This is a genomic window from Desulfosudis oleivorans Hxd3 (genome assembly GCF_000018405.1).
Taxonomy (GTDB): Bacteria; Desulfobacterota; Desulfobacteria; order Desulfobacterales; family Desulfosudaceae; genus Desulfosudis; species Desulfosudis oleivorans.
Genome location: NC_009943.1, coordinates 735,732 through 758,207, shown reverse-complemented (window position 1 = coordinate 758,207; position 22,476 = coordinate 735,732). Strand labels below are relative to the sequence as shown.

Here is a 22,476-nt window from a genome sequence, read left to right as displayed (position 1 = left end):
TTGCCTTGCGTTCGGATCGTTCATCTTGGAAGCAAAAAACCCCTTCTAGCCCCCCTGTTCAACCATGTTTTTGCGCCGGACCATGTTCGGGTTTTTCGCCATGCGGAACGGCCAAAGGCTACAAGCCATGTTCCCACATTCGCGGACAAGTTTCGGACTATTGCACATGCAGGCCATACACTCCTGCCGGATCGTTTTCACCGATGGCCGGCCTTTACCCCTGCGATGGGGGAAAAGTGGACATGAACCGCCGCCGGTTAATTCATCCCCACCGCATTGCCGCACATCGGAAGCACTACCCACACAGGCAAGGCAAAACTTTCTGGCCGCCTGGCCGGGGGTCAATAGCGTTCTTTCAGTCAATGGTGGCCATCCTTTCAGCGTTTTTAACGTGAGCATCCCGCGCCCGGATCGCCATGTTTTCGTATTCATCAAGGTCCACCATAAGAGTGCCGTTGACCTTGAAAACCATGGCCGGGTGCTGTTTCATCGAATGCCATTTGTAAAGAGTGTTCAAGGCATAGGGAACCGCGCCACTGTCAATCGCCTTTTTCGCCGGTAACATCTTCATGCTAATTCCTTTCAAGTCGGGTTAATTAAAAATTACTTTATCCTTGACTGGAACATATCCCCTGAAAATGGACAGCACAAGCAAAAAATGCAGATTATTCAATTATTACGGTTATTTGCCTATTATTTAAAAATAAGCGTAATAATATTTAAAAACAAATATTTATATAATTGTGATTTATCGGAAAAGGGGGAGTGTTTGAAAAATACATAATAAATCAGAGATTTTGTTTGCTTGACCGGACGCGGCAACTATCAGAGCAAAACCGCTTGCCTTTACGTTTGATAAAAGTAAAACGTCCGCAGTGTTCACATGGGAGGAAACGGGATTGGCCGCCCTTCAATAAAAAATCTATAAAATACCTGGCGGCAACAGGACCCCAAGGGAAGATTGAGGGGAATCTTTCTTCAATATCTCCCATTAAAGCGTTGTTTCTTGTGACTTCTCCAAACCTAAAAACAGAATTAGGGCTCAATCCACGGGGGTAAAGAAAATCTAGGTCCGATTCTATTTTAGTCTCCTTTGTATCGGGGTTTATTACGGTGTGTCGCAACAATAACCCTTCGTTGTTTAATTCCAGGGCCTTACTGAACAGGCCTTCTTGCGGCAGAAGGATATTTAATCCTCGGTTTACCTTGTAAATCGCATGCGGAATCTCCGGTATGATCACACCAGCTTCACGTCCCGGTGGTTGTGATGGATCAAAGAAGCATAAGAATGGTAATGGTCCTTCAGCGTCAGGGTGATTCCAAGAGATGTTTGCTTTGTTTAATTTTTCAAGATATGCAAGGATGTTTCCTATCGTCCCCCTGACGCTCAATGGTCCCTCCGAGCATCTTTTAACGGCGATCTTACTCCACAGGCCGAATGCGTTATCAATGCTTGAGGTATCGAGCTGACTATAATTATTAATAATTTTCTTTATAATCGACTCGTTGTCACTGTTGCCTTTACCAAGAGTTTCCTTAAAATATTGGATGGTTATATCATCATCAGATAATTTAAATTTAAGGTTGTAATCCCTGATTGCCTGTTGCGCCAGCTTTTTGAACCGAAATGGTTTGGCGTCAGGGTCTAAAAAATCTTCTAACCATTGTCCTACCTTGACAAGTCTCAAGGGTTTGTTCAGTTTATCCACGTTTCATCGCCTTTGTGTCGCTTGTGGCCTTCTTTGACAGGTCATCCGACAGTTTCACCGCATCCCTTAAGGCTTGATCGCTTAAGTGGGCATACCGTTGCGTCATGGCCGCGCTTTTATGGGTCAGCAAGGCCTGAACGGTGTAAAGGTTCGTACCAGCAGACACCAGGGCGCTTGCAAAGTGGTGCCGCAGATCGTGGAGCCGGAAGCCTTCAGGCAGGGCCGCCGCCTGCTTGATTCTATACCAGGGGTGCCGGAAATCGGCTCTTTGTGCGCCGTTTCTGCCATAAAAAACAAATGGCGTCTCATGTTCCCGTGGCAGGCTGTTCAGGGCATCAATGGCTTTTTCAGATAACGGCAAGACCGTATCCCTGCCGCCTTTGGGGTCTCTAACGGTCAGGGTTTGCCGATCCATATTGACATCCTGCCAGGTCAGCCGGAACAGTTCGCCGCGCCTTAATCCGGTGTGAAGCAGGAAGGCAATAAACCCCGCCGACATCCGGTCAGGCCACTGTTCCAGAACATCAAGCAAACGGGTCAATTCATCATCGGTCAGAAAGCCGGTTTTCTGGTTGTTCAGCCGGGGTTTTGCAATCAGCTTGCAGGGATTCGGGCCAGTGTATTTCCCCCATCTGGCCGCCACATTAAACATTCTGGTCAACAAAACGATTTGATGTTTGATGGTGGCCGCCGCGTATGGCTTGCCGCGCTTGCTTGTGCCTTTACGCAAACCAGACAACAGCCGTTCAATGTCAAGCTGTGTTATGGCATCCAGTCGCTTCTGACCGAGTTTCGGGGCCAGGTGGGTTTGATAGTTAATGGCATCCTCATACCAGCTTTTTTTATTTGACCGTATCCAGGGCAAGTAGTCTTTATCCCAAAACGCATCAAGGGTCGGTGCCTGTTTTTGTGTTTGCAGGTGGAATGTGCCTCGTGTAATATCATGTTTGAGTTTGGTTTCAATTTCACGGGCAAGGTCCAGGTTATCCACCAGTTTGGTTTTCTTTTTGCCGCCATGTTTGACTGTGACTTTATAGGTTTTATTCCGGACAGGGAAGGCCGCGCCACACCCAGGACACTTCTTTGCCGTCAATTTTGTCTCTGTCTTGCAGGCTATACACCTTATCAATATTGCCATTTTATTGACCTTTCCATCTTTTTGGGGGGGACCATAGGGGGACCACATGCAGCTTAAACCCCCTAATTTTTGCCAAACGATTACAAACAAAATAAGCGAAATAAATAATAATGTCAAGGTATTTATGACATAATACAAAAAAATAAAAATGGTGTCCAATGGATTCCTAATCCATGTGCCGCAGGTCCGATTCCTGCCGGGGGCACCAGCCGGGTAAGCCGTTTATTCCTTCTTATGAAATCCCTTTTGCGATAAAATAGAGCCTGATAACCGCTGATCCGGAATTCCGTACCCGGCTCGTGGGCAAAGGAACTGACATCGCCTGTCAAGAAAGGGAAAGACCATGGACGTGGTTACCACCCATAATACCACCGATTTTGACGCGCTGGCCTCTCTGGTGGCGGCCGGCCTGTACTACCCTGAAGCCCTCATGGTGCTGCCCACACGGGTCAATACCAATGTCTCGGCGTTTCTGTCCATTCACAAGGACCTGTTTGCCATTCACTCTTACAAGGATGTGGATATGGACGCGGTGACCCGGCTGGTGGTGACGGACACCAACCAGTGGAAGCGGCTGGACCGGCTGAGCGTTCTTGAAAAAAGGCCGAATATCGACATTCATGTCTGGGACCATCACGGCGTACCCTCCGACATTACCGCCAGCCAGGTGGTACAGGAGTCGGTGGGTGCCTGCACCACCCTGTTTGTGGAGCGGTTTGCGGCGGAAGGCATCGACATTTCCCCGATCCAGGCCACCCTTTTTATGGCCGGTATTTACGAGGACACGGGCAACCTGACCTTTCCCGCCACAACATCCAGGGACGCCCGGGCCGCTGCCCACCTGCTGGACTGCAAGGCCGATCTGAACGTGCTGGAAAACTTTCTGCGCCAGTCCTACGGAGCCCGGCAGAAGGAGGTGCTGTTCGAGATGCTGCAGAAGGCGGAACGGATCAATGTGGACGGCCACCGGATCAGCATCTGCGAAATGGACCTGGCCGGCCACACCCAGGGCCTCTCCCTGGTGGTGCACATGTACCGGGATATTCTGAACGTGGACGCCGCCTTTGGCATCTTCAACGAACCGGAGAAAAAACGGTGCGTGGTGATCGCCCGAAGCGGCGTTGACTCCCTGGACGTGGGCCAGATCATGCGGATCATGGGCGGCGGGGGCCGGCCGGCGGCGGCATCGGCCATGTTAAAGGACGTGGGCACCACCGGTGTAAAGGAGTGGGTGCTGGAGCTGATCCGGAACAGCCAGCGATCCGCCGTGCACATCGGGGATCTCATGAGCTTTCCCGTGGAAACGATTGAGGCCTCGGCCACCATGAAGGAGGCGGCTGCCACGCTCAAACAAAAAAAGATATCGGGTATGCCGGTGATGGAAGCCGAACAGCTGGTGGGCATTATTTCGGTGCGGGATGCCAACAAGATCAAAAAGGCGGCCCAGTGGGAGATGCCGGTCAAGGCCTTTATGGCCACCAACATCGTCACCGCGCCGCCGGACATGGCGGTCCCCAAGGCGGCCCGGCTGCTGGTCAAACATGACGTGGGCCGGCTCCCGGTGCTGAGGGACGGCAAGGTGATCGGCATCTTCACCCGGTCCGACGCCATGCTGTACTATTACGACCAGCTGCCTGAATAACAGTCTCCCATGGATAAAGACCTGACATACAGCAGGGAAGTGGCCCGGACCCTGTTGAAACTGTTTGAAACAGGCTTTGCCGTCGACGCGGACGCAGCCCACTTTATCGACTCCACGTTGGGCTGTCCCGGCCGAAAAGACCTGCTGGACCTGTTTTCCCTGCCGGACAGCGACGCGGCGGCCCTGGTGCTGGACCTGGTAATCGCGCCGGACGATTCTATCCGGCAGGCTGTTGAAGCCTGCCTGGCCGACCGGCCCGGTATCTCCGTCGACAGCCGGGCCTTATTGGACGGGCTTCCGGAAACCATTCCAACGGCCCTGCTGTTTTCAGACGCCAGGGGCAAAATTCCCTGTACCGTGCCAAGGCCGGCGGCCAAACGCCTGGTTTGCGGGCTGAACCTGTCAAAACCCATCGATCCAGGGCTTTGCGAGTCCATAAAAAAAGCCCTGCACAGGCGGGAAGACCGGCTGGCCGTAATGGCGATCCTTCGGGGCTGCCGGGTTGACCTGACCGGGCCGGCGGCTCCCCTTGTGCGGGCTTTTGTCCCGCGGTTTCCCGCGACCGACATGTCCCTGTTTTTTTCCCATCTGCGCCTGCTGCTTCACATTCTGGAAAGGCCGGGGGCGGAAAGCGACCTGTTTGCGGCACTGGCAGCCGAACAGGCCGCCTGCCTGCAAACCCTTTTCCGGGCGGCCCGGCTGGAAAAACAGATGGCGCAAAACAACATGGAAACCCTGATGATGCAAGGGGGGCGGGGCCTGCTGGCGGTTGATACGGGTGACCTGAAGCAGCGACTGAACATGCTGAATGCCGTATGTACGGCAATTTTTGAAAGGCCCCTGCCCGCCGATCCCGCTGAAGAGCCCCTTGACTTTTCCTGGGACAAAACAGTTTAAAAAACCCTCCTCCGGTAGTACAATATTTAATTTTTCAGTGTTCGGTTTTCATGTAAAAAGGATTGAACCAATGAACCCTCGCCCCCTGATCGGTATCACCATGGGCGATCCTGTCGGCATAGGCCCGGAAATTATCTTGACGGCACTGGCTGGAACGTCGGTTTACGAAAAGTGCCGGCCCCTGGTGATCGGAGACCCCGGCGTTTTGGGCCAGGCCATGGCGGTTGCCGGTTACGCGCCGGTGATTCACATGACCGACACCCCGGAAACCGGCGTTTACCGGCCCGGCACCATCAGCATGTTCAGTCCGGCCCCGCCCCTTTCCCCTGTCACCTGGGGAGAGCCCACACCGGAAACCGGTGGTGCCATGGAGGCCTGGATCACCACGGCCGTGGACATGGCCATGGCCGGGGCCATCTCCGCCATGGTCACCTGCCCCATCAACAAGGAGGCCCTGAAAATGGCGGGCAGCGCGTTTGCCGGCCACACCGAGATGCTGGCCATGCGCACCGGCACGAACCGGTATGCCATGATGCTGGCCGGCAACCGGCTGCGGGTGGTGCTGGTGACCATTCACACAGCCCTTCAAAATGTCCCCGGACTGCTGTCGGTGGATGCCATTGCCGACACCATTCTCCTGACAGTGGAAAGCCTGAAGCAGCGGTTCGGCATGAACGCGCCGCGTGTCGCCGTGGCCGGCTTAAATCCCCACGCCGGGGAGGGCGGGCTGTTCGGCGACGAGGAGGCCCGGCTGATCACCCCGGCCATTGAGGCGGCCCGGCGGAAAACAGAAGCGGCCATTACCGGCCCCTGGCCGCCGGACACCGTGTTTGTCAAGGCCGCGGCCGGCGACTTTGACGCGGTGGTGTGCATGTATCACGACCAGGGGTTGATCCCCTTCAAGCTGCTTCACTTCGAGGACGGGGTTAACACCACCCTGGGCCTGCCCATTATCCGCACATCGGTGGACCACGGCACGGCCTACGATATTGCCGGAACGGGCCGGGCCGACTGCCGCAGCCTGACCGCGGCCATCGACATGGCCATCGACCAGGCGGCCTGCCTGGGAAAACGCCCTGCCGCCTGATGGCCAGGCCGAAAAAATTTTACGGCATACATGTTTTTCGATTTCGATCCCGATAGCGATCCCGATTTCGATACACTAATAACAGCAACATCACAATTTAATTAAAAAGACCAAAATGATATCTGATGCCATTCTCATTCGCGGAGCGCGACAGCACAACCTGAAAAATATTGATGTGGACCTGCCGCGCAACAGGCTGGTGGTGATCACCGGCCTGTCCGGCTCGGGCAAGTCTTCCCTGGCCTTTGACACTCTTTACGCCGAAGGCCAGCGCCGTTACGTGGAGTCGCTCTCCACCTATGCCCGCCAGTTTCTGGGCAAGATGGACAAGCCCGACGTGGACCTGATCGAGGGGCTGTCGCCGGCCATTGCCATTGAGCAGAAAACAGCCAGCCACAATCCGCGCTCCACCGTGGGCACCGTCACCGAGGTGTATGACTACCTGCGGCTGCTCTTTGCCCGGTGCGGGCGGCCCCACTGCCACCAGTGCGGCGACCCCATCTCTTCCCAGACCATCGACCAGATTATCGACCAGGTGACGGCCCTGGAGGAAGGCGCCGCCATCCTGATCCTGGCCCCACTGGTCACCGGCCAGAAGGGAAGTCATGAAAAACTGCTGGCCGGACTGAAAAAGGAGGGGTTTGCAAGGGTTCGCGTCAACGGCGAGATCACCGACATCGAGACGGTGCGCAAGCTGAACAAGAACAAAAAGCACACCATTGAGGTGGTGGCCGACCGGCTGCGTATCAAGGAGGGTATGGCCAAGCGGCTGGCCGACTCTCTTGAACTGGCCCTGTCCAAGTCCGATGGCACCGTCATCGTGGAGGTGCTGGACAGCCACGCAAAACAGACCGTCAACACCCTGCTGTTCAGTGAAAAGGCGGCCTGTCCCAGATGCGGCATCAGCTATCCGGAGTTCACACCGGCCGGCTTCTCCTTCAACTCGCCCCAGGGGGCCTGTCCCAAGTGCGACGGTCTGGGATCAGTAACCGAACTGGACCCGGACCTGGTCGTGCCCGACCCCGGCCTCTCACTGCGCAACGGCGCCGTGGCGCCGTGGGCCAACCGCAACTCGGTGCAGTTTGCCGAATTTCTCGAAGCCCTTACCGCCCACTACCGGATAGACATTTATACCCCTTACAAAAAGCTCCCGGAAGCCTTTCGGCAGGTACTGCTCTACGGGTCCGGCGACGAGGAGATCCCTTTTTATACCGAACGCAACGGACGGCGCATCGTCTCCCGGCGGCCCTTTGAGGGGGTAATTCCCAATCTTCAGCGGCGGTACCTGGAAACCGACTCCAACTGGGCAAGGGAGGACATCAAACAGTACATGAATTTCCGGGTCTGCGACGAATGCAACGGCACCCGGCTGAACAAGGGGGCCAGTGCCGTGACCGTTGGGGGAAAAACCATTGCCCGGATCACCGGGCTATCCGTTGGCCAGGCGAAAGATTTTTTTGCGACCCTTTCACTGACGGGAAAAGACCGGGTGATCGCGACCCCCATTCTGAAGGAGATCGGGGACCGGCTGGGGTTTCTGGCCGATGTGGGCCTGACCTACCTGACCCTGGACCGGGGCGCGGCCACCCTGTCCGGCGGCGAGAGCCAGCGCATTCGACTGGCCACCCAGATCGGCTCCAAGCTCACCGGCGTGCTTTACGTGTTGGACGAGCCCAGCATCGGCCTGCACCAGCGGGACAACCTGCGGCTTCTGGCCTCGCTGATGAAAATGCGGGACCTGGGCAACACCGTGCTGGTGGTGGAGCATGACCAGGAAACCATTCTTCAGGCCGACCACGTGGTGGACATGGGGCCGGGCGCGGGCATGCGGGGCGGCGAGGTGATCTTTTCCGGGTCCCCGGAACAGCTGTTAAAAGACGAAAAATCCCTGACCGGCCGCTATTTTTCAGGCCGGGACACCATTCCCACCCCGAAAAAACGGCGGCCCATCGGCAAACAGGTGCTGGGCCTGACCGGTGCGGCCCAGAACAACCTGCAACGGGTCGATGTGGCCTTTCCCCTGTCCACCCTGACCTGCGTCACCGGCGTGTCCGGGTCCGGCAAGTCCACCCTGGTGTTAGACACCCTCTACCAGGCCCTGGCCAGAAAGGTCTACCAGGCCAAGGCCCCGGCAGGAAAACATGATGACCTGTCAGGGACCGAGCACATCGACAAGGTGATTCACATCGACCAGTCTCCCATCGGCCGGACCCCCCGCTCCAACCCGGCCACCTACACCGGGGTGTTCACCTTTATCCGGGAGCTGTTTGCCAACACTCCGGACGCCCGGGCCCGGGGATACGCGCCGGGACGGTTCAGCTTCAACGTCAAGGGAGGCCGGTGCGAGGCATGCGACGGGGACGGCATTATCAAAATCGAGATGCACTTTCTGCCGGACGTGTTCGTGGCCTGTGACGTGTGCAGGGGCCGGCGCTACAACCGGGAGACCCTGGATGTTCGGTACAAGGGGAAAAATATCGCCGACGTGCTGGACATGACCGTCAACCAGGCCATGGCTTTTTTTGAAAATATTCCGGCCATCAAGGCCAAGCTGGCCACCCTCATCGACGTGGGCCTGGGCTACATTCACCTGGGCCAGGCGGCCACCACCCTGTCCGGCGGCGAGGCCCAGCGGATCAAACTCTCCCGGGAGCTGAGCAAGCGCAGCACCGGCAAGACCGTCTATTTTCTGGACGAGCCCACCACCGGGTTGCACATTCACGACATCAAGTGCCTGCTGGGGGTGCTGGACCGGCTGGTGGATGCCGGTAACACCGTGATCGTCATCGAGCACAACCTGGACGTGATCAAACACGCGGACTACATTATCGACCTGGGCCCCGAAGGCGGAGACGGCGGCGGCCGGGTGGTGGGATGCGGCCCGCCCGAAGCGCTTGCCCGGATCAAGGGATCCTACACCGGAGAGTTCCTGAAAAAAGTTCTGTGACTTCCTCCTTCGTGTGCTTCGTGCCCTTCGCGTTCTTCGTGTTAAAAAGCGGCCGGCCGATGGCGTCGACAGGGTTTTTCAACACGAAGATCACGAAGATTTGGAAGAACACGAAGCGGATTTTGATTTCGGATTATTTTCTCTCCTCAATGCCTCTTATCCATAAAACGCAAAAGGGCCGAGGTGCGCAGCACAAGAGGCAGCACGTTGATTTGTTCGCATTGCCCAGGATAATCTAATAGGCCTCTTGCCCTTCGGGCACTGGCAGACGAGCTGCCAGTGTCACCCGCAAAAAGGGACGCATACCTGCTGTATACCCCATTGCAGCGCCGCTGAAGCGAGAATGATTTTTCGGAAAAAGCGGCAATGCTGTTTGAACGAGCCGAAGGCGAGTGAGTTCATTTTCGCGCCGAAAAATTATTTGAGCCAGGGAAGCCACGCTTTGGCGTGGCCAAGCTGCCAGGGGCGATTCTTTTGGTACTTTTCTTCTAAAGAAAAGTACACGAACAAACGCAAAAGGGCCGCGCGAAACGCGCGGCCCTTTTTTGTTTTTAAAACTTTACTGCTTACTGCTTAGTGACCGGCACCTGTCAGCAGACCGGTAACCGTTGCCGTCATGGGGGACGCAAAGATCAGGATCAGGGCAACGACCAGCGCGTAAATACAGAGCGACTCGATCATGGCCAGACCGATGAGCATGGTCACGGTGATCTTACCGGATGCTTCGGGATTGCGGGCAACGCCTTCGGCCGCCGCCTTCAGGCCAAGACCCTGGCCGATGCCGCAACCAAACGCCGCGATGGCGATTCCAAAACCAGCCGCTGTCACACACGCGATAAAAAATTTTAAGGCTTCAGCTTCCATTTCCTCTTTCCTCCTTCAAAATAACGATTGATAATTGCTTCTTCCTTTTGCCGATATGAAAACAACCGAGTTGTTGTTCACAGACTTCAAATAATCAGTGGGCATGCTCCATGGCGCCGGCGAAATACATGACGGAGAGCAGGAAAAACACGAATGCCTGCACAAAGGCCACAAAAATACCCAGGGCCATGATGGGCAGGGGCGCGAAAAAGGCGCCGCCCAGCATGAACAGAATCACCAGCACCGACTCATGGCCCATCATGTTGCCAAAGAGACGGAAGGTCAGGGAGAGCACCCGGGCCAGATGGCCGATGATTTCAATGGGAAAGATCAGGGGCGCCAGCCACCAGACCGGCCCGAGAAAGTGTTTGATATACTTGGGGCCATGATACTTGATGCCGATAAAATGGGTAAACACGAACACCACGATAGCACAGGCCAGGGGGGTGTTAATACTGGCCGTGGGCGGGAAAAAGCCCGGCACCAGGCCGATCAGGTTGGAAACGGCAATGAAGATAGCAATGGTCCCTGCCAGCGGGAAAAACCACCGGCCCTCTTCGCCGGTAACGCTCACCATGAACTCTTCGATGCCGGAGATCAACACCTCGAGAAAATTCTGCATTTTCGTGGGCACGATCTGAATGTTGCGCGCCCCCAGAACACCCAGCGTGATCAGCAGGGCCATGACCACCCATGTGTAAATAATGTGTACGCTGGTATGAGCAAAATGCTCAAACCCCAGGGCCTCAAACAGCTTTACGAAAAACAGATAGGGATGCTCCACCTTATATCGCCTCCTTGAAGATGAGTTTTTTTATCGCAAAAAGGGTTGCCAGGAACATGCTTGCCACCACAACGGAGAGCCCGGCGATCAACCCCAGGGGGTCCACCAGGCGACCGGCGATCAGCACAAACAGCAGCAGGCCGCTGACAAAAAACCGTAAATAATACTTGGCCAGAATAGCATTCTTGGAAACCACGCGGTCCGGCACAAACGCGTTTCTCAGGGTCCGGACAAGCAGATGAAAATTGATCGTCACAATCAGTGCCCCGCAGATAAACCCGGAAACCAGCCGGGGAAGGTATATCGCGCCCGGCACGGCCAGGCAGAAAAACAGGACCCAGTTGCTGCGGGTCACAAAATTTAAAATGTGCTGCTCAATGCTGACGTTGCTATTCACCCTTGTCTGCCTTATCCGCTTTCTGCAGTTTCCGCATGGCATGAAAAATGTTGCGAAACCCGGCGGCAATACCCAGCCCCAGAAATACAAAGGTCCACACCGGCTGGGTGCCGAATTTACTGTCGAGCCACACGCCGACAAAAAGCCCGATAAATATGGCCAGGACAATGGAGAGCCCCAGACTGCTGTAATAAGCGAGCTCTCTTAAAGATCGTCGTGTGTCTTCTTTCATGCCAAATTATCAAATTAAAACGGTATTACTAGCATAGGGGGCGTGAACAAGTCAACATGTTTTCAAAAAAATCACGCCCAGCGGACCGGTTTCTTAATCTGCTGTAATAAAAACGAATATCGCCGCCAATGCCCTGCTGGAACCCGGTGGTCCACTGGACCGCCCTCAGCCGGAAAGAAGCGGGCCGCACAGATCGATGCGGCTGCAATCAAACACCGGGCCGTCGGTACAGGCATGTTTATAAGCCGCCTGATTATCAGCGGACCGGACGGCACATCCCATACAGGCGCCCATGCCGCAGGCCATCATGGTTTCAATGGAGACCTGGCAGGCCACCTTGCGGGTTGTCGCCATGCTGCCCACGGCCCGCAGCATGCCAGGGGGCCCGCAGGCAAACACCGCGTCCGGGGCCTGGTTTTCAAGGGCCGGGGCCAGAATGTCGGTGACCAGGCCTTTTGTGCCGGCGCTGCCGTCTTCCGTGGCAATGCAGACCGTCATGCCGAGGGAGGAGAAATCCGCTTCACACAAAATATCAGAAGCCGTGGCCCCGCCCAGAAACACGGTGCAGTCCACCGCCGTGCCCTTCCGCCCGGCCAGGTGCTGCGCCAGAAAAGCCACCGGCGGCACACCGATGCCGCCGGCCACCAGAAACGCCTGCTTCAGATCAGGGCCGAATGAAAACCCGTTGCCCAGAGGCCCCAGTACATTCAGGCCATCGCCGGGACCCAGCGCGGCCATGGCGCAAGTGGCCCGGCCCACCACCCGGTAAAGAATATCCAGCCGGCCGTCGCCGGTCACCCGGTAAATGGAAAAAGGCCGGGGCAGAAAAGTGGCGGAAATGCCGGCGGCAGGCAGACGAAGCATGACAAACTGGCCGGGAACGGCCGCGGCCCATGATGCCGGGCAGGAGAGGCCCAGTTGCAGGCAGGTGTCGTTAATCCGGCGGTTTTCAAGAACCCTTGCGTTGTGCTGCATCATCGTTTGCTACCCCACCACAAAATTGGCGATGATCTCTTTCATGATCTCGGTGGTTCCCCCGCCGATGGAAAGTATCCGGTTGTCCCGGTAGAGCCGCTCCACCATGTATTCTTTCATGTAGCCGTAGCCACCGAAAATCTGGACCGCGTCATAGGTCACCTTGTCGCTGACCTGGCAGGCAAAATTCTTGGCCATGGAGATCTCCTTGACCTGGTTTTGGCCGGCGTTCATTTTTGCCGCCACCCGGTAGGTGAACTCCCGGCTGGCCTCCACCAGGGTGGCCATGTCCACCAGCTTGTGGCGGGTCACCTGGAACCCCTTGAGGGGCTTGCCAAAGGCCTGCCGCTGCTTCGCGTATTTAATAGACTCCTCCAGGGCCAACTGGGCCGTCATGTTGGCCATGACACAGAGGTGAAGCCGTTCCATCTGGAAGTTCTCCATGATGGTGTAAAACCCGGAGTTCTCTTCGCCGATACGGTTGGCCACCGGCACCCGGCAGTTGTCAAAAAAGATTTCGCCGGTGTCCGAGGCCAGCCACCCCATCTTTTCAAGCTTTCTGCCCGTGGCATAGCCCGGCGTGTCGGCCTCAATGACCAGAAAACTGATGCCGTGGGCCCCCTTGTCGCCGGTGCGGACCGCACAGGTGAGCTGATCGGCCCGAATGCCGCTGGTGATAAAAGTCTTTGAGCCGTTGACGATATAGTCATCGCCGTCCCGCACCGCCGTGGTCTGAAGGTTGGCCACGTCCGACCCGCCACCGGGCTCGGTGATGCCCAGGGCCGCGATTTTTTCTCCGGCCAGCACCGGCCGCACAAAGCGGTCGACCTGGTCCGGGGTACCCTTCATGGCAATGGGCGGCAGGCCGATGCCGTGGGAGCCCAGGCCGGCCACGATACCGGCGGCGCCGCACCGCATCATCTCCTCATTTAAAACGATGGTGGAAAAAATATCCCCGCCGCTGCCGCCGAAATCCTCCGGAAAACCGATGCCGAGAAATCCCAGATCACCCATCTTCCTGTAAAGGTCCCGGGGGAACTCTCCGGCTCGCTCCCACTCATCCACGAAGGGCGTGATCTCTTTTTTGACAAACTCCCGCAACGCGCTGCGCAGCATGTTATGCTCCGCCGAAAAATAGGCCTGGCAGGGGGGACCGGAAAGTGGGTTCACATCACACCTCTTTTTTTGAAAAGTTTTTATTAAAATTAAAGAACCGTTCCGGAAAAATTGACTCTATGCCAGCCGGGGGGTGAGTGTCAATAGGCGTATCCACCGGCCCACCTGTTTTGCCTTGCGGCCGAATCGTGGGCAATGGTAAACTTGGCAGGAGCGACTCCGGTGACAAGTGCCCGTCACCTTACCGTACACGTTTACCCATGGTTGAAAGCAGGACAAATGCCGGCACCCAAACGCATCCTTATTCTTGTTGTCATACTGGCCGTCGCCGGCGCAGGGGCATGGTTCGGTCTGCTTCGGTACGGCGCCACACCCGCCGATCCCGGTGCCCGCAATGAACAGGTACTGGTAGTTGCCCCGGGCATGGGCATCAACGCCGTGGCGACCCTGCTGCACCGGGCCGGGATTATCCATCACCCGGATCTGTTCCGGCTCTTTGCCCGAACAGCCCGGGGCAGACACGTCATCAAGGCAGGAGAATACCGGGTGTCGGCGGCCATGCCGCCGTCGGACATCCTGGACCGGCTCTTTTCCGGGGACGTGGTGCTCTACCGGGTAACCATTCCCGAAGGTTTCGCCATTGACCAGATTGCCGGCGCAGTGGCCCAGGCCGGGCTGGCCACAAGCGAGGCTTTTGCCGCTGCCGCCAGGGACAGCGGGCTTGCAAAAGAGATGGGCATTCCGGCCGACACATTGGAAGGATACCTGTTTCCCGAGACCTACTATTTTCCGGCAACCGCCACTCCCCGAAAAATGGCGACCGCCATGGTGGACCGCTTTAACGCCGTATTCACCGACGAGTGGAAAACACGCGCCACACAACAGGGATTTTCGGTCCACCAGATCGTGACCCTGGCGTCGATCATTGAAAAAGAGACGGCCCACCCGGACGAACGGCCCGTGATCGCGTCGGTGTTCCACAACCGGCTGGCAAAAAGAATGCGGCTGGAGAGCGACCCCACGGTGATATACGGCATTCCCGACTTTGACGGCAATATCACCCGTGCCCATCTGCGACAGGAAACCCCTTACAACACCTACCGGATTCGGGGTCTTCCGCCGGGGCCCATTGCCAGCCCGGGCAAAGAATCGCTCTACGCGGCCCTTTTTCCGGCCCAAACCGGCTATCTCTATTTTGTGGCAAAAAACGACGGCACCCACCACTTTTCCGCCACCCTTGCAGAGCACAACCGGGCCGTTCAGACATATCAACTGGGAAGGCGGCGTAAAAAATAGACCAAAGCAGGTTCGGACGATAAAATGCAACGCCATGATCACCATACCACCGCTTTCACTGAACACAGCCGTTTCCCCGCGATCATCGGCCGCGTGCCTTTACGGTGCCTGAAAACAGAAATTGAAAACAACCTGCTGACGCCGCCGTCGGCCGCCACCCGCACCGGCAGCGAGGATGAAAAAGCCCCGGAAAAGCAGGAGGCCCTGCGCTGTTTCCGGTGCCTGCACCCCATCACGCGACGGGAAGAGCAAACAACCGTCAATGGCCGCCACTCCCATGTTTTTGCCAACCCCGGGGGGATGATTTTTGAGATCGGGTGTTTTCGCGGGGCGCCGGGATGTGGTCATGCCGGTTCACCGACCCTTGAATTCACCTGGTTTGACGGCTACGCCTGGCAGGTGGCGGTGTGCAGCGGATGCATGAGCCATCTCGGCTGGTACTACACGACTGCCGGCGCATCGTTTTACGGCCTGATCCTGAACCGGCTGATTGATGCGCCATGACGATTGTTGCTTGACATACAGCCACACCGCTTTAATATCGTGACGATAAAAGTGTTTTAAAAACCATCAGCTGCGGCTGTTGTTCCGGCAGCCATAAAGAGAAGACGTCCACATGAACCGAACCAAATGGCTGATCACCCTGATCCTGATCTTTGTCTCCTCCTGCGTGGCCCTGGGATTTTCCCTGTTTCTCTACATCTACTGGTACATCAAGGTGCGGGCGGGACTCAACCGGCTGGTGGACCGGTTCGACCTGAACGCGGTGGACATTCTGGCCTCCCACACATGGGTGGTGATCACCGTCCTGTCCATCCTGGTGGGGATCATCCTGCTGGGTCTTTTCACTATTTTTATTTACAACCTGAAAACCTTTCAGCTCTTCCGACTGCAACGCAACTTCATCAACAACTTTACCCACGAACTGAAAACACCGGTCACCTCCCTGCGCCTCTTTCTGGCGACCTTTTTAAAACATGACCTGCCCAGGGAAGAACAGGTAAAGCACATTCAGACTATGATCTCTGATGTCAACCGCCTGGAGTCCACCATCGGCAGTATTCTGGACCTGGCGGAAATCGAAGGCCGGACCTATGCCGGGGATTTTGTCGAAACCGACCTGGTTTTTCTGATCCGGCAGTTTTACCAGAAAACCCGCCACCTGTTCAAAAACTGCGCCATCACCGTCTCGGCACCGCCTGATGGATCTTTCGTGTGCCGCCTCAACCCCCACCTGTTTGAGATGCTGCTGATGAACCTTTCCACCAACGCCATCAAATACAACAGCGCCGGCACACCGGAAATCCATATCACCTTTGAACGGAAAAAGAACAAAGTACTGGTCCGCGTGGCGGACAACGGCATCGGCATTGACCCGTCGGAGCAGAAAAACATCTTTAAAAAGTTCTACCAGGCCGGCCGGGCCGATGACCGGTCAGCCAAGGGAAGCGGCCTGGGCCTCTACCTGGTGGCCAACATCGTGCGCCTGCACAAGGGGAAAATATGGGTGAAAGACCGTCCCGGTGAAACGGGGTCCGTGTTTGTCGTCTCCCTGCCCCTGGTGACAAAACCAAAGGATCCGGCATGAACAGCCCTGACAGAAAACAAATACTGATTATTGAGGATGAAGCCCATATCGCCCAGGGGCTGCAACTGAACCTCTCCCTGAAAGGATACGATGTGATGGTTGCCGAAAACGGCAGCCGCGGCCTGGCGGCCTGGAAGGCGCACAACCCGGACCTGATCGTGCTGGACATCATGCTGCCGGGCATGGATGGGCTTTCCGTGTTGCAGCATATTCGGCTGGAGGATGAAAAGATCCCCATCCTTATCCTGTCGGCCAAAAAAGAGCCGATCGATAAGCGAAAGGGCTTGACCTACGGGGTGGACGACTATCTTACCAAGCCCTTTGACCTGGAAGAATTTCTGCTGCGCGTGGACCGTCTCCTGACCCGGGCTTCCTGGAGCAAGAAAAGCGCGGAAAGTCTGGTACCCACCCGCTACACCTTCGGCAACAACCAAATCGATTTTTCACTGTCCCAGGCGGTCTGCCGCCAGGGCACTATTCAACTCACCGACCAGGAGGTCAAGCTGTTAAAACTCTTTATCACCCACCAGAACCGGCCCCTGGCCAGAAAAACCCTGCTGGAGATCGGCTGGGGCTATACCGGCGATCCCTCCACCCGCACCGTGGACAACTTCATTGTGCGCTTTCGAAAATATTTCGAGGACGACCCCAGAAAACCGAAATTTTTTAAAAGCATGCGGTCAGTGGGATACGTATTCACCCCGCACCCCGAAGCGTAGTCGCGATGTTGTCCAGCAAGGAAAGGACTCCGGGACCGACGAACGGGGCAGGCACAGAGCATCCCTCAGTACATCGAGAAGAAAACACCGGGGCAGTCCCGATGTTATGCGCGCAACGGTCAGTTAAAGAACCGCACCTGGCAGTTCACCCCGGCGGGCAGCCTGTAGCCGGGGTTGGATAGCCGGACCCGGACCCCGAAGGTACCACTGGCCGCATCAATCACCCCATCCACGATCACTACCCTTCCCTGGTATGACCCGCCCGGCGGATCATCGGGCATAACCTGGGCCTTCATCCCCTCTTGAATGGTGCCGTAAAGCGCGGCCGGCACCACCACCTCAACGTTGAGCGGGTCCACGCAGGCGATGGTCATGACCGACCCCTCACCGATATACTCGCCCGGTCCCAGATGGCGTTCCACCACGACACCGTTTACCGGGCTGTAAATGGTGCGCAGATCCAGATTTGCCTGGGCTTCCTGAAGCTGAATCTCCATGATACGGACCTCGGTTTCCATCTCGTCCTTTTCATGAATGGAGATCAGCTGTTTCTGGTGGAGCTCCTCGTTGCGCAGCATTTTTCTTTTGCCAAAATCCAGCCGGGCCAGGGCCAGGTCAACCTGGGCCTTTTCCAGGCCCGCCTTGAGCATGGCCACCACCTGCCCCGCCTTGACACGGTCACCCCGTTCCACGGGCACCTTCTCGATGATTCCCGGCACCTGGCTGCTGATCTCGACTACCTCGCTGGGTACCACCAGTCCCCGGTGAAGCACCGCTTCACCCTCCCCGGCAATCCCATGCCCGCTCGCAAACATGCAGAGGCACACCAAACTTCCGATCATGGCAACTGTTTTCATGGCTGGCCTCCTATCCCGGATCCCTATTGTTCAGAATAAACAAAAAATGCCTTTTCACAAAATCCCCGGGCTATTCACTTCTTCCGGAAAAAGAAAGGGTGTCACTCCGGTTCTCGTCATATCGCAGTAACCGCTTCCGAGCCCCGGCATGAACCTTTTCCAGTTTTCGCTGTGCCCTTGTTATAGCCTTTTTCCCCAGCGGTTTCCAGAGCCCGGCCCCTCTTTTTTCCAGCAACAACGCCGCGCGACCGGCCAGCCCGGGGGAGCCGTCCTTGAAAAGGGGATCTTCCAGGGAGACAAACCCCTCGCACCGGCCCGGATCCCCCTGCCGGCCGCATCGGCCGGCCAGCTGACGGTCCACGCGGCCGGACTCGTGCCGTTCGGTCATGAGAACGTGCAGTCCGCCACGCCGGGCGACCTCAGGGGCCAGCTTGATGTCAGTGCCCCGGCCGGCCATGTTGGTGGCAATGGTGATACGACCCGGCTCACCGGCCCGTGAAACGATCAGGGCCTCTTCGGCGTCCTGCTTGGCGTTGAGTACCTGGTGGGGAATGTCGCGCCGGGCCAGCAGACCGCTAAAGTATTCCGACACCGCCACGGTTCGGGTACCGAGAAGCACCGGGATTTCCTGCCGGTACAGCGCTTCCACGCGCTGCACAACAGCGGCATACTTTTCCGCCAGGGTAGGGAAAATCTCGTCCGGTGGTATCTGCCGCTGAAGGGGCCGGTTGGTGGGTATGCGCACCACCGGCAGCCCGTAAATGGCCCAGAGTTCCCGCCGAATCTCCCTGGCGGTGCCGGTCATGCCTCCCAGCTTCAGGTACCGCCGGAAGAACCGCTGGTAACTGATCCGGGCCACGGTCTCCCGCTGGCCCGTCACCGGGCAGCCCTCCTTGACTTCGATAAGTTGATGCAGCCCCCCCTCCCAGGAGCGGTCCGGCATAACCCGGCCTGTAAACTCATCAATAATCTGAACCTTGTCGTCCTGAACCAGGTAATGCTCATCCAGCCGGTAAAGGTAAAGGGCCGTCAGGGCCTTTCGCACCAGCTCCTCCCGCCGGATGGGGCTCTGCCAGGCCGTTCCCATGGATGCGGCCGCCAAGCCCACCGCCTCCCGGCCCTGCTCCGTCACCGTGATGGTGTTTACGCCCTGGTCCACCTCATAATCGATGCGGTAGTGCACCGATTCTTTCAGTTCCCCGGCCAGGGCCAGAGCCTGCCGGGCCTCCGCCTCCTCCCCCTGGCCGGCATCGCTTCGGGAAATAATCAGGGGGGTCCGGGCCTCATCCACCAGCACACTGTCCACCTCGTCCACAATGGCGTAGTGAAGGCCCCGCAGCAGCAGCTGTTCGCTTCTGCCGTAACGATTATAAAGATGTTCGGCATGCAGGTGAAGGGCCCCGGGTGCGTGGCCCAGGACAATGCGGTCCCGCAGGTAGTCAAACACCACCTCCTTGTTGGTACAGTAGGTCACGTCGCAACCATAGGCGGCCCGGCGCTGGGCAGGCGTCTTGTCGTGGATCACGCACCCGACGGTGATACCGAAAAACCGGTAAAGCGCTCCCATCAGATCGGCATCCCGTTGGGTCAGGTAATCGTTTACCGTGATCACGTGAACGGGAATGCCGGCCAGGGCCGCGGTAATGGCGGGCAGGGTGGCCACCAGGGTCTTGCCCTCCCCGGTCTCCATCTCCGCCAGCAGTCCGCTGAGAATAACGTAGCCGCCCACCAGCTGGCAGTCAAAATGGCGCATGCCCAGCACCCGGCCGGCTGCTTCCCGAATCAGAGCAAAGGACTCGGCCACCAGGGGAAAGGCAAACCCGTCGACCCGAAGCCGGCGCCGCAGGTTCACACTGCGGTGCCGAAGGGCCTCGTCGGTTTCACCGGTCAGGGACTCCCCGGCCAGGGCCGCGGCATTCACGACCCGGGAAAACCGTGACATCCGCTCCAGAAGCGGCCGCGCCACCACGCCGGCGGCCTCCCAGGCCAGGCGGTCCAGGACGGTCCGCCGCCGCTCCTTTTTTTCCGGGCGGGTAAAGTGATCGGCCCTGGGCCAGTTGGCTACGCTCAGATGCATCACCGGTTGAACACCCTCAAGAAAACCCGACGCAACACCTTGTACCACCGGCTGGCCAGGGTCTCGGCCTCATGCTCGAACCGCAAAAACACCCGGGCGCCCAGCCGATCCCTGAGGTGCTCATCCAGGGCCACTTCAAAATAGAACAGTTTTTCAAAAGAGGTCCGGCCCATCTGCTCCCTCGGATCCAGGGCAAAGAGGCCCCCGCCTTCCAGGGAGAAGGCGGCCGTGGGCAGGTCGCTGGAAGCGGCCGGCACTTCCCGTATGAGACGGGCCGGAACCGGATCGAAAATCCGGTCCGCGACACGGGCCGACACAGACCGGACACTGTGCCGGATTCGGCCCACATGCACCTGGGGAATGGCCGCCAGCACGGTAATGCGGCCTGAATCCACCACGTATCCCAAAGGGTCTCCCCGCCGTACAAAACGGCCGGGATAATCTTCGGCATCGGGCAGAATGAATCGCCCGTCCGCCGGGCTTCTCACCACCAGGGCTTCCCGTCGCTCCCTGGCGTGGCGCAGTTCGCTTTCAACCAGGGCGATCTCTTCTTCAAGAATGCGCTCTTCTGTCCGGTCCGTGGTCATGGCCACCAGATGGCGGGCCTGGTACTCCCTCAGCTTGGCCTCCAGAATCCGCTCTTCACCCTTAATATCCGGATTTTCGCAGATCAGGAGAGGGTCCCCCCGGCCGACGATGGCGCCGGGCCGGGCCACAAACCGATGAACCACACCGTCTGTGCCGGCCCGCACACGGGATTGTTCGCCCGGCCAGAGCACACCCTGGGCCAGGGTGGTGGCGGGCAGGCGGACGCCGAAAACAAAAAGACCAACCAGGCAGACGGCGGCCGCGGCCATGCCCGCGATACGAACCCGACGCCTGTAAAGCCCGGGATCGGAAAAAACGGTCCGGACCAGACGAAACAGGGGGACCGCCACCAGCCCGACCAGCGCCCATGCGGCAATCAGCACACCGACGAAAAAGAACTTTCCCGCCACGAACAGGGCGATGCGAATACTTATAAATATCCTGTATACAAAAGCGGCAATGCCGTAAACGACAAGCCACACCGCTTCCCGGCGGTCGGCAAGGGTAAAGACGGCCTCTTCGTTTCGAACCAGGTAGCGCTGGGCCAGGTGACCCAGGTAGCGGTTGGCCCGGGCGCCCAGGTTGGGAATCTCCAGGTAGTCCGCCAGAATATAGTAAGCGTCAAAACGAAGCAGGGGGTTGCCGTTAAAAAAGATCGTGGAGACTCCGGCGATAAGAATGACATTGAAGGCCAGGGCCCGCGGCACGCCGGGCCCCAGGTTCACCCAGAGCAACATGGCCAGCGCCGCAATGGCCATCTCCACGCCGATACCGATAAACCCCACGATCATTCTTCGTCGTTTTTCCCGGAAGGCCGAGGCCGTGGAAGCGTCCACGTAGGGCACCGGCACGAACACCAGCAGCATGACGCCCATCTCGTGAACCTCGCCTCCCCACCGTTTCACGGCCCAGGCATGGCCGAACTCATGAAAGGTCTTGACCACGGGATAGATCAGCCAGAGCAGCACCAGGTTTTCCATGGCCAGTACGCGGTCCGCCAGGTTCCGGGTCAGCTCGCCCCAGTTCAGAAAGGCCAGCACCACCGCCGTGATCACCAGGGCGCACCAGGCCACAGCCCCGAAAACGGAAAACAGGGGAGCCACCACACCGATGGTCCTGTCCAGGAACCGATCGGGGTCGATCAGGGGAATACGCAGCGCCACCGGAGACCGAAGGCGGCCCCAGAACCGGCTTTGCTGATCCTTGCGGCTTCGATGCAGCAGGTGGTCGATGTCCGGCGCCATGTTCGACTGGAGCACATCGGCCTGGTGCAGCTGAGACAGCAGGGTGATGACCTCCTCCTGGGTGGGCATGTCATCTTTCAGGTGAGCACAGGCCGCCTCCCAGATCTCCTGCAGGGTCCGGGTGCCGTCCATCAGGCCGATGAGAAAATAGGCCTGGGCCGAAAACCGGTGAAACCGTCCGGTGGAATGGTCCTGAAGCACGTACCAAATCCGGTTCCTGAAGGTCTGGCGGTGAATCTGGGCATGGCTCCGCAGAAAGGGTTTGAGTCCGGCGACCCGGTACCAGGAACTGCTGTAAAGATTTTTCTCACCCATGCAC

The 22,476-nt window shown here is 57.7% G+C and carries 20 protein-coding genes; 8 read left to right on the top strand and 12 right to left on the bottom strand.

The features are described from left to right. Positions 1-355: 355 nt before the first annotated feature. From DOLE_RS03280 to DOLE_RS03270, 3 genes are all read right to left on the bottom strand, one after another. A complete protein-coding gene (locus DOLE_RS03280; RefSeq protein ID WP_041280323.1) occupies positions 356-571 on the bottom strand; it encodes a hypothetical protein in 216 nt (71 codons plus the stop codon). A gap of 217 nt (positions 572-788) precedes the next feature. Continuing rightward, positions 789-1,709, bottom strand: coding sequence for an FYVE zinc finger domain-containing protein (locus tag DOLE_RS03275; protein ID WP_012174066.1), 921 nt, complete (start codon positions 1,707-1,709; stop codon positions 789-791). Then, positions 1,702-3,006 (bottom strand): tyrosine-type recombinase/integrase, encoded by a 1,305-nt coding sequence (locus DOLE_RS03270; RefSeq protein WP_232362725.1) that lies wholly within the window; start codon positions 3,004-3,006, stop codon positions 1,702-1,704. Before DOLE_RS03270 ends, DOLE_RS03275 begins: the two co-directional genes overlap by 8 nt. A 184-nt stretch (positions 3,007-3,190) precedes the next feature. Here DOLE_RS03270 and DOLE_RS03265 point away from each other — a divergent pair, with 184 nt between their 5' ends. From DOLE_RS03265 to uvrA, 4 genes are all read left to right on the top strand, one after another. Continuing rightward, positions 3,191-4,489, top strand: a complete 1,299-nt coding sequence (locus DOLE_RS03265) for a CBS domain-containing protein (RefSeq protein ID WP_012174064.1) — start codon at positions 3,191-3,193, stop codon at positions 4,487-4,489. Between the two features lie 9 nt (positions 4,490-4,498). Continuing rightward, on the top strand, positions 4,499-5,386 hold the full coding sequence (locus tag DOLE_RS03260) for a hypothetical protein (protein ID WP_012174063.1): 888 nt from the start codon (positions 4,499-4,501) through the stop codon (positions 5,384-5,386). Between the two features lie 70 nt (positions 5,387-5,456). Continuing rightward, complete coding sequence (gene pdxA, locus DOLE_RS03255; RefSeq protein WP_012174062.1) at positions 5,457-6,473, top strand: 4-hydroxythreonine-4-phosphate dehydrogenase PdxA; 1,017 nt, start codon at positions 5,457-5,459, stop codon at positions 6,471-6,473. A 115-nt stretch (positions 6,474-6,588) separates the two neighbouring features. Further along, positions 6,589-9,420: an excinuclease ABC subunit UvrA gene (gene uvrA / locus DOLE_RS03250; protein WP_012174061.1), complete on the top strand. Its 2,832-nt coding sequence runs from the start codon at positions 6,589-6,591 to the stop codon at positions 9,418-9,420. Positions 9,421-9,993: 573 nt separating this feature from the next. On the opposite strand, the gene atpE is transcribed toward uvrA, so the two are convergent. From atpE to DOLE_RS03215, 6 genes are all read right to left on the bottom strand, one after another. Continuing rightward, positions 9,994-10,284: an ATP synthase F0 subunit C gene (gene atpE, locus DOLE_RS03240; RefSeq protein ID WP_012174060.1), complete on the bottom strand. Its 291-nt coding sequence runs from the start codon at positions 10,282-10,284 to the stop codon at positions 9,994-9,996. A 94-nt stretch (positions 10,285-10,378) separates the two neighbouring features. After that, the gene (atpB, locus tag DOLE_RS03235) at positions 10,379-11,068 is read right to left on the bottom strand and encodes a F0F1 ATP synthase subunit A (RefSeq protein WP_012174059.1); all 690 of its coding nucleotides are present in this window, start codon (positions 11,066-11,068) and stop codon (positions 10,379-10,381) included. Position 11,069: 1 nt separating this feature from the next. Then, the gene (locus DOLE_RS03230; protein ID WP_012174058.1) at positions 11,070-11,465 is read right to left on the bottom strand and encodes an ATP synthase subunit I; all 396 of its coding nucleotides are present in this window, start codon (positions 11,463-11,465) and stop codon (positions 11,070-11,072) included. Then, complete coding sequence (locus DOLE_RS03225; RefSeq protein WP_012174057.1) at positions 11,458-11,697, bottom strand: AtpZ/AtpI family protein; 240 nt, start codon at positions 11,695-11,697, stop codon at positions 11,458-11,460. The genes DOLE_RS03230 and DOLE_RS03225 overlap by 8 nt, the downstream gene beginning before the upstream one ends. Before the next feature lie 165 nt (positions 11,698-11,862). Further along, complete coding sequence (locus tag DOLE_RS03220) at positions 11,863-12,675, bottom strand: dihydroorotate dehydrogenase electron transfer subunit (RefSeq protein ID WP_012174056.1); 813 nt, start codon at positions 12,673-12,675, stop codon at positions 11,863-11,865. A 6-nt stretch (positions 12,676-12,681) separates the two neighbouring features. Next, complete coding sequence (locus tag DOLE_RS03215) at positions 12,682-13,842, bottom strand: acyl-CoA dehydrogenase family protein (RefSeq protein ID WP_012174055.1); 1,161 nt, start codon at positions 13,840-13,842, stop codon at positions 12,682-12,684. A 225-nt stretch (positions 13,843-14,067) separates the two neighbouring features. Between DOLE_RS03215 and mltG the strand changes: the two genes are divergently transcribed. The 4 genes from mltG to DOLE_RS03195 all read left to right on the top strand — a co-directional run bounded on the left by mltG (position 14,068) and on the right by DOLE_RS03195 (position 17,391). Beyond that, the gene (mltG, locus tag DOLE_RS03210; RefSeq protein WP_052294242.1) at positions 14,068-15,084 is read left to right on the top strand and encodes an endolytic transglycosylase MltG; all 1,017 of its coding nucleotides are present in this window, start codon (positions 14,068-14,070) and stop codon (positions 15,082-15,084) included. Positions 15,085-15,108: 24 nt separating this feature from the next. After that, on the top strand, positions 15,109-15,588 hold the full coding sequence (locus DOLE_RS16975) for a cereblon family protein (protein ID WP_012174053.1): 480 nt from the start codon (positions 15,109-15,111) through the stop codon (positions 15,586-15,588). Positions 15,589-15,700: 112 nt separating this feature from the next. Continuing rightward, entirely contained in the window at positions 15,701-16,672 is a 972-nt protein-coding gene (locus tag DOLE_RS03200; protein WP_012174052.1) for a sensor histidine kinase, read from the top strand. Then, entirely contained in the window at positions 16,669-17,391 is a 723-nt protein-coding gene (locus tag DOLE_RS03195; protein WP_012174051.1) for a response regulator transcription factor, read from the top strand. The genes DOLE_RS03200 and DOLE_RS03195 overlap by 4 nt, the downstream gene beginning before the upstream one ends. A gap of 119 nt (positions 17,392-17,510) precedes the next feature. Here DOLE_RS03195 and DOLE_RS03190 read toward each other — a convergent pair whose 3' ends face one another. From DOLE_RS03190 to DOLE_RS03180, 3 genes are all read right to left on the bottom strand, one after another. Beyond that, positions 17,511-18,248, bottom strand: coding sequence for an efflux RND transporter periplasmic adaptor subunit (locus DOLE_RS03190; protein WP_012174050.1), 738 nt, complete (start codon positions 18,246-18,248; stop codon positions 17,511-17,513). A 70-nt stretch (positions 18,249-18,318) separates the two neighbouring features. After that, complete coding sequence (locus DOLE_RS03185) at positions 18,319-20,325, bottom strand: preprotein translocase subunit SecA (protein ID WP_012174049.1); 2,007 nt, start codon at positions 20,323-20,325, stop codon at positions 18,319-18,321. Then, positions 20,325-22,472 carry a PqqD family peptide modification chaperone gene (locus DOLE_RS03180; RefSeq protein WP_012174048.1) on the bottom strand — a complete coding sequence of 716 codons (2,148 nt, stop codon included), beginning with the start codon at positions 22,470-22,472 and terminating at the stop codon, positions 20,325-20,327. Before DOLE_RS03180 ends, DOLE_RS03185 begins: the two co-directional genes overlap by 1 nt. Positions 22,473-22,476: the final 4 nt, after the last annotated feature.

Excerpts from the sequence above, each read along its gene's own strand:
- DOLE_RS03280 (WP_041280323.1), bottom strand. The coding sequence starts at position 571 with ATGAAGATGTTACCGGCGAAAAAGGCGATTGACAGTGGCGCGGTTCCC.
- DOLE_RS03265 (WP_012174064.1), top strand. The coding sequence starts at position 3,191 with ATGGACGTGGTTACCACCCATAATACCACCGATTTTGACGCGCTGGCC.
- DOLE_RS03260 (WP_012174063.1), top strand. The coding sequence starts at position 4,499 with ATGGATAAAGACCTGACATACAGCAGGGAAGTGGCCCGGACCCTGTTG.
- pdxA (WP_012174062.1), top strand. The coding sequence starts at position 5,457 with ATGAACCCTCGCCCCCTGATCGGTATCACCATGGGCGATCCTGTCGGC.
- uvrA (WP_012174061.1), top strand. The coding sequence starts at position 6,589 with ATGATATCTGATGCCATTCTCATTCGCGGAGCGCGACAGCACAACCTG.
- atpE (WP_012174060.1), bottom strand. The coding sequence starts at position 10,284 with ATGGAAGCTGAAGCCTTAAAATTTTTTATCGCGTGTGTGACAGCGGCT.
- DOLE_RS03225 (WP_012174057.1), bottom strand. The coding sequence starts at position 11,697 with ATGAAAGAAGACACACGACGATCTTTAAGAGAGCTCGCTTATTACAGC.
- DOLE_RS03220 (WP_012174056.1), bottom strand. The coding sequence starts at position 12,675 with ATGATGCAGCACAACGCAAGGGTTCTTGAAAACCGCCGGATTAACGAC.
- mltG (WP_052294242.1), top strand. The coding sequence starts at position 14,068 with ATGCCGGCACCCAAACGCATCCTTATTCTTGTTGTCATACTGGCCGTC.
- DOLE_RS16975 (WP_012174053.1), top strand. The coding sequence starts at position 15,109 with ATGCAACGCCATGATCACCATACCACCGCTTTCACTGAACACAGCCGT.
- DOLE_RS03200 (WP_012174052.1), top strand. The coding sequence starts at position 15,701 with ATGAACCGAACCAAATGGCTGATCACCCTGATCCTGATCTTTGTCTCC.
- DOLE_RS03195 (WP_012174051.1), top strand. The coding sequence starts at position 16,669 with ATGAACAGCCCTGACAGAAAACAAATACTGATTATTGAGGATGAAGCC.
- DOLE_RS03190 (WP_012174050.1), bottom strand. The coding sequence starts at position 18,248 with ATGAAAACAGTTGCCATGATCGGAAGTTTGGTGTGCCTCTGCATGTTT.
- DOLE_RS03185 (WP_012174049.1), bottom strand. The coding sequence starts at position 20,325 with ATGCATCTGAGCGTAGCCAACTGGCCCAGGGCCGATCACTTTACCCGC.
- DOLE_RS03180 (WP_012174048.1), bottom strand. The coding sequence starts at position 22,472 with ATGGGTGAGAAAAATCTTTACAGCAGTTCCTGGTACCGGGTCGCCGGA.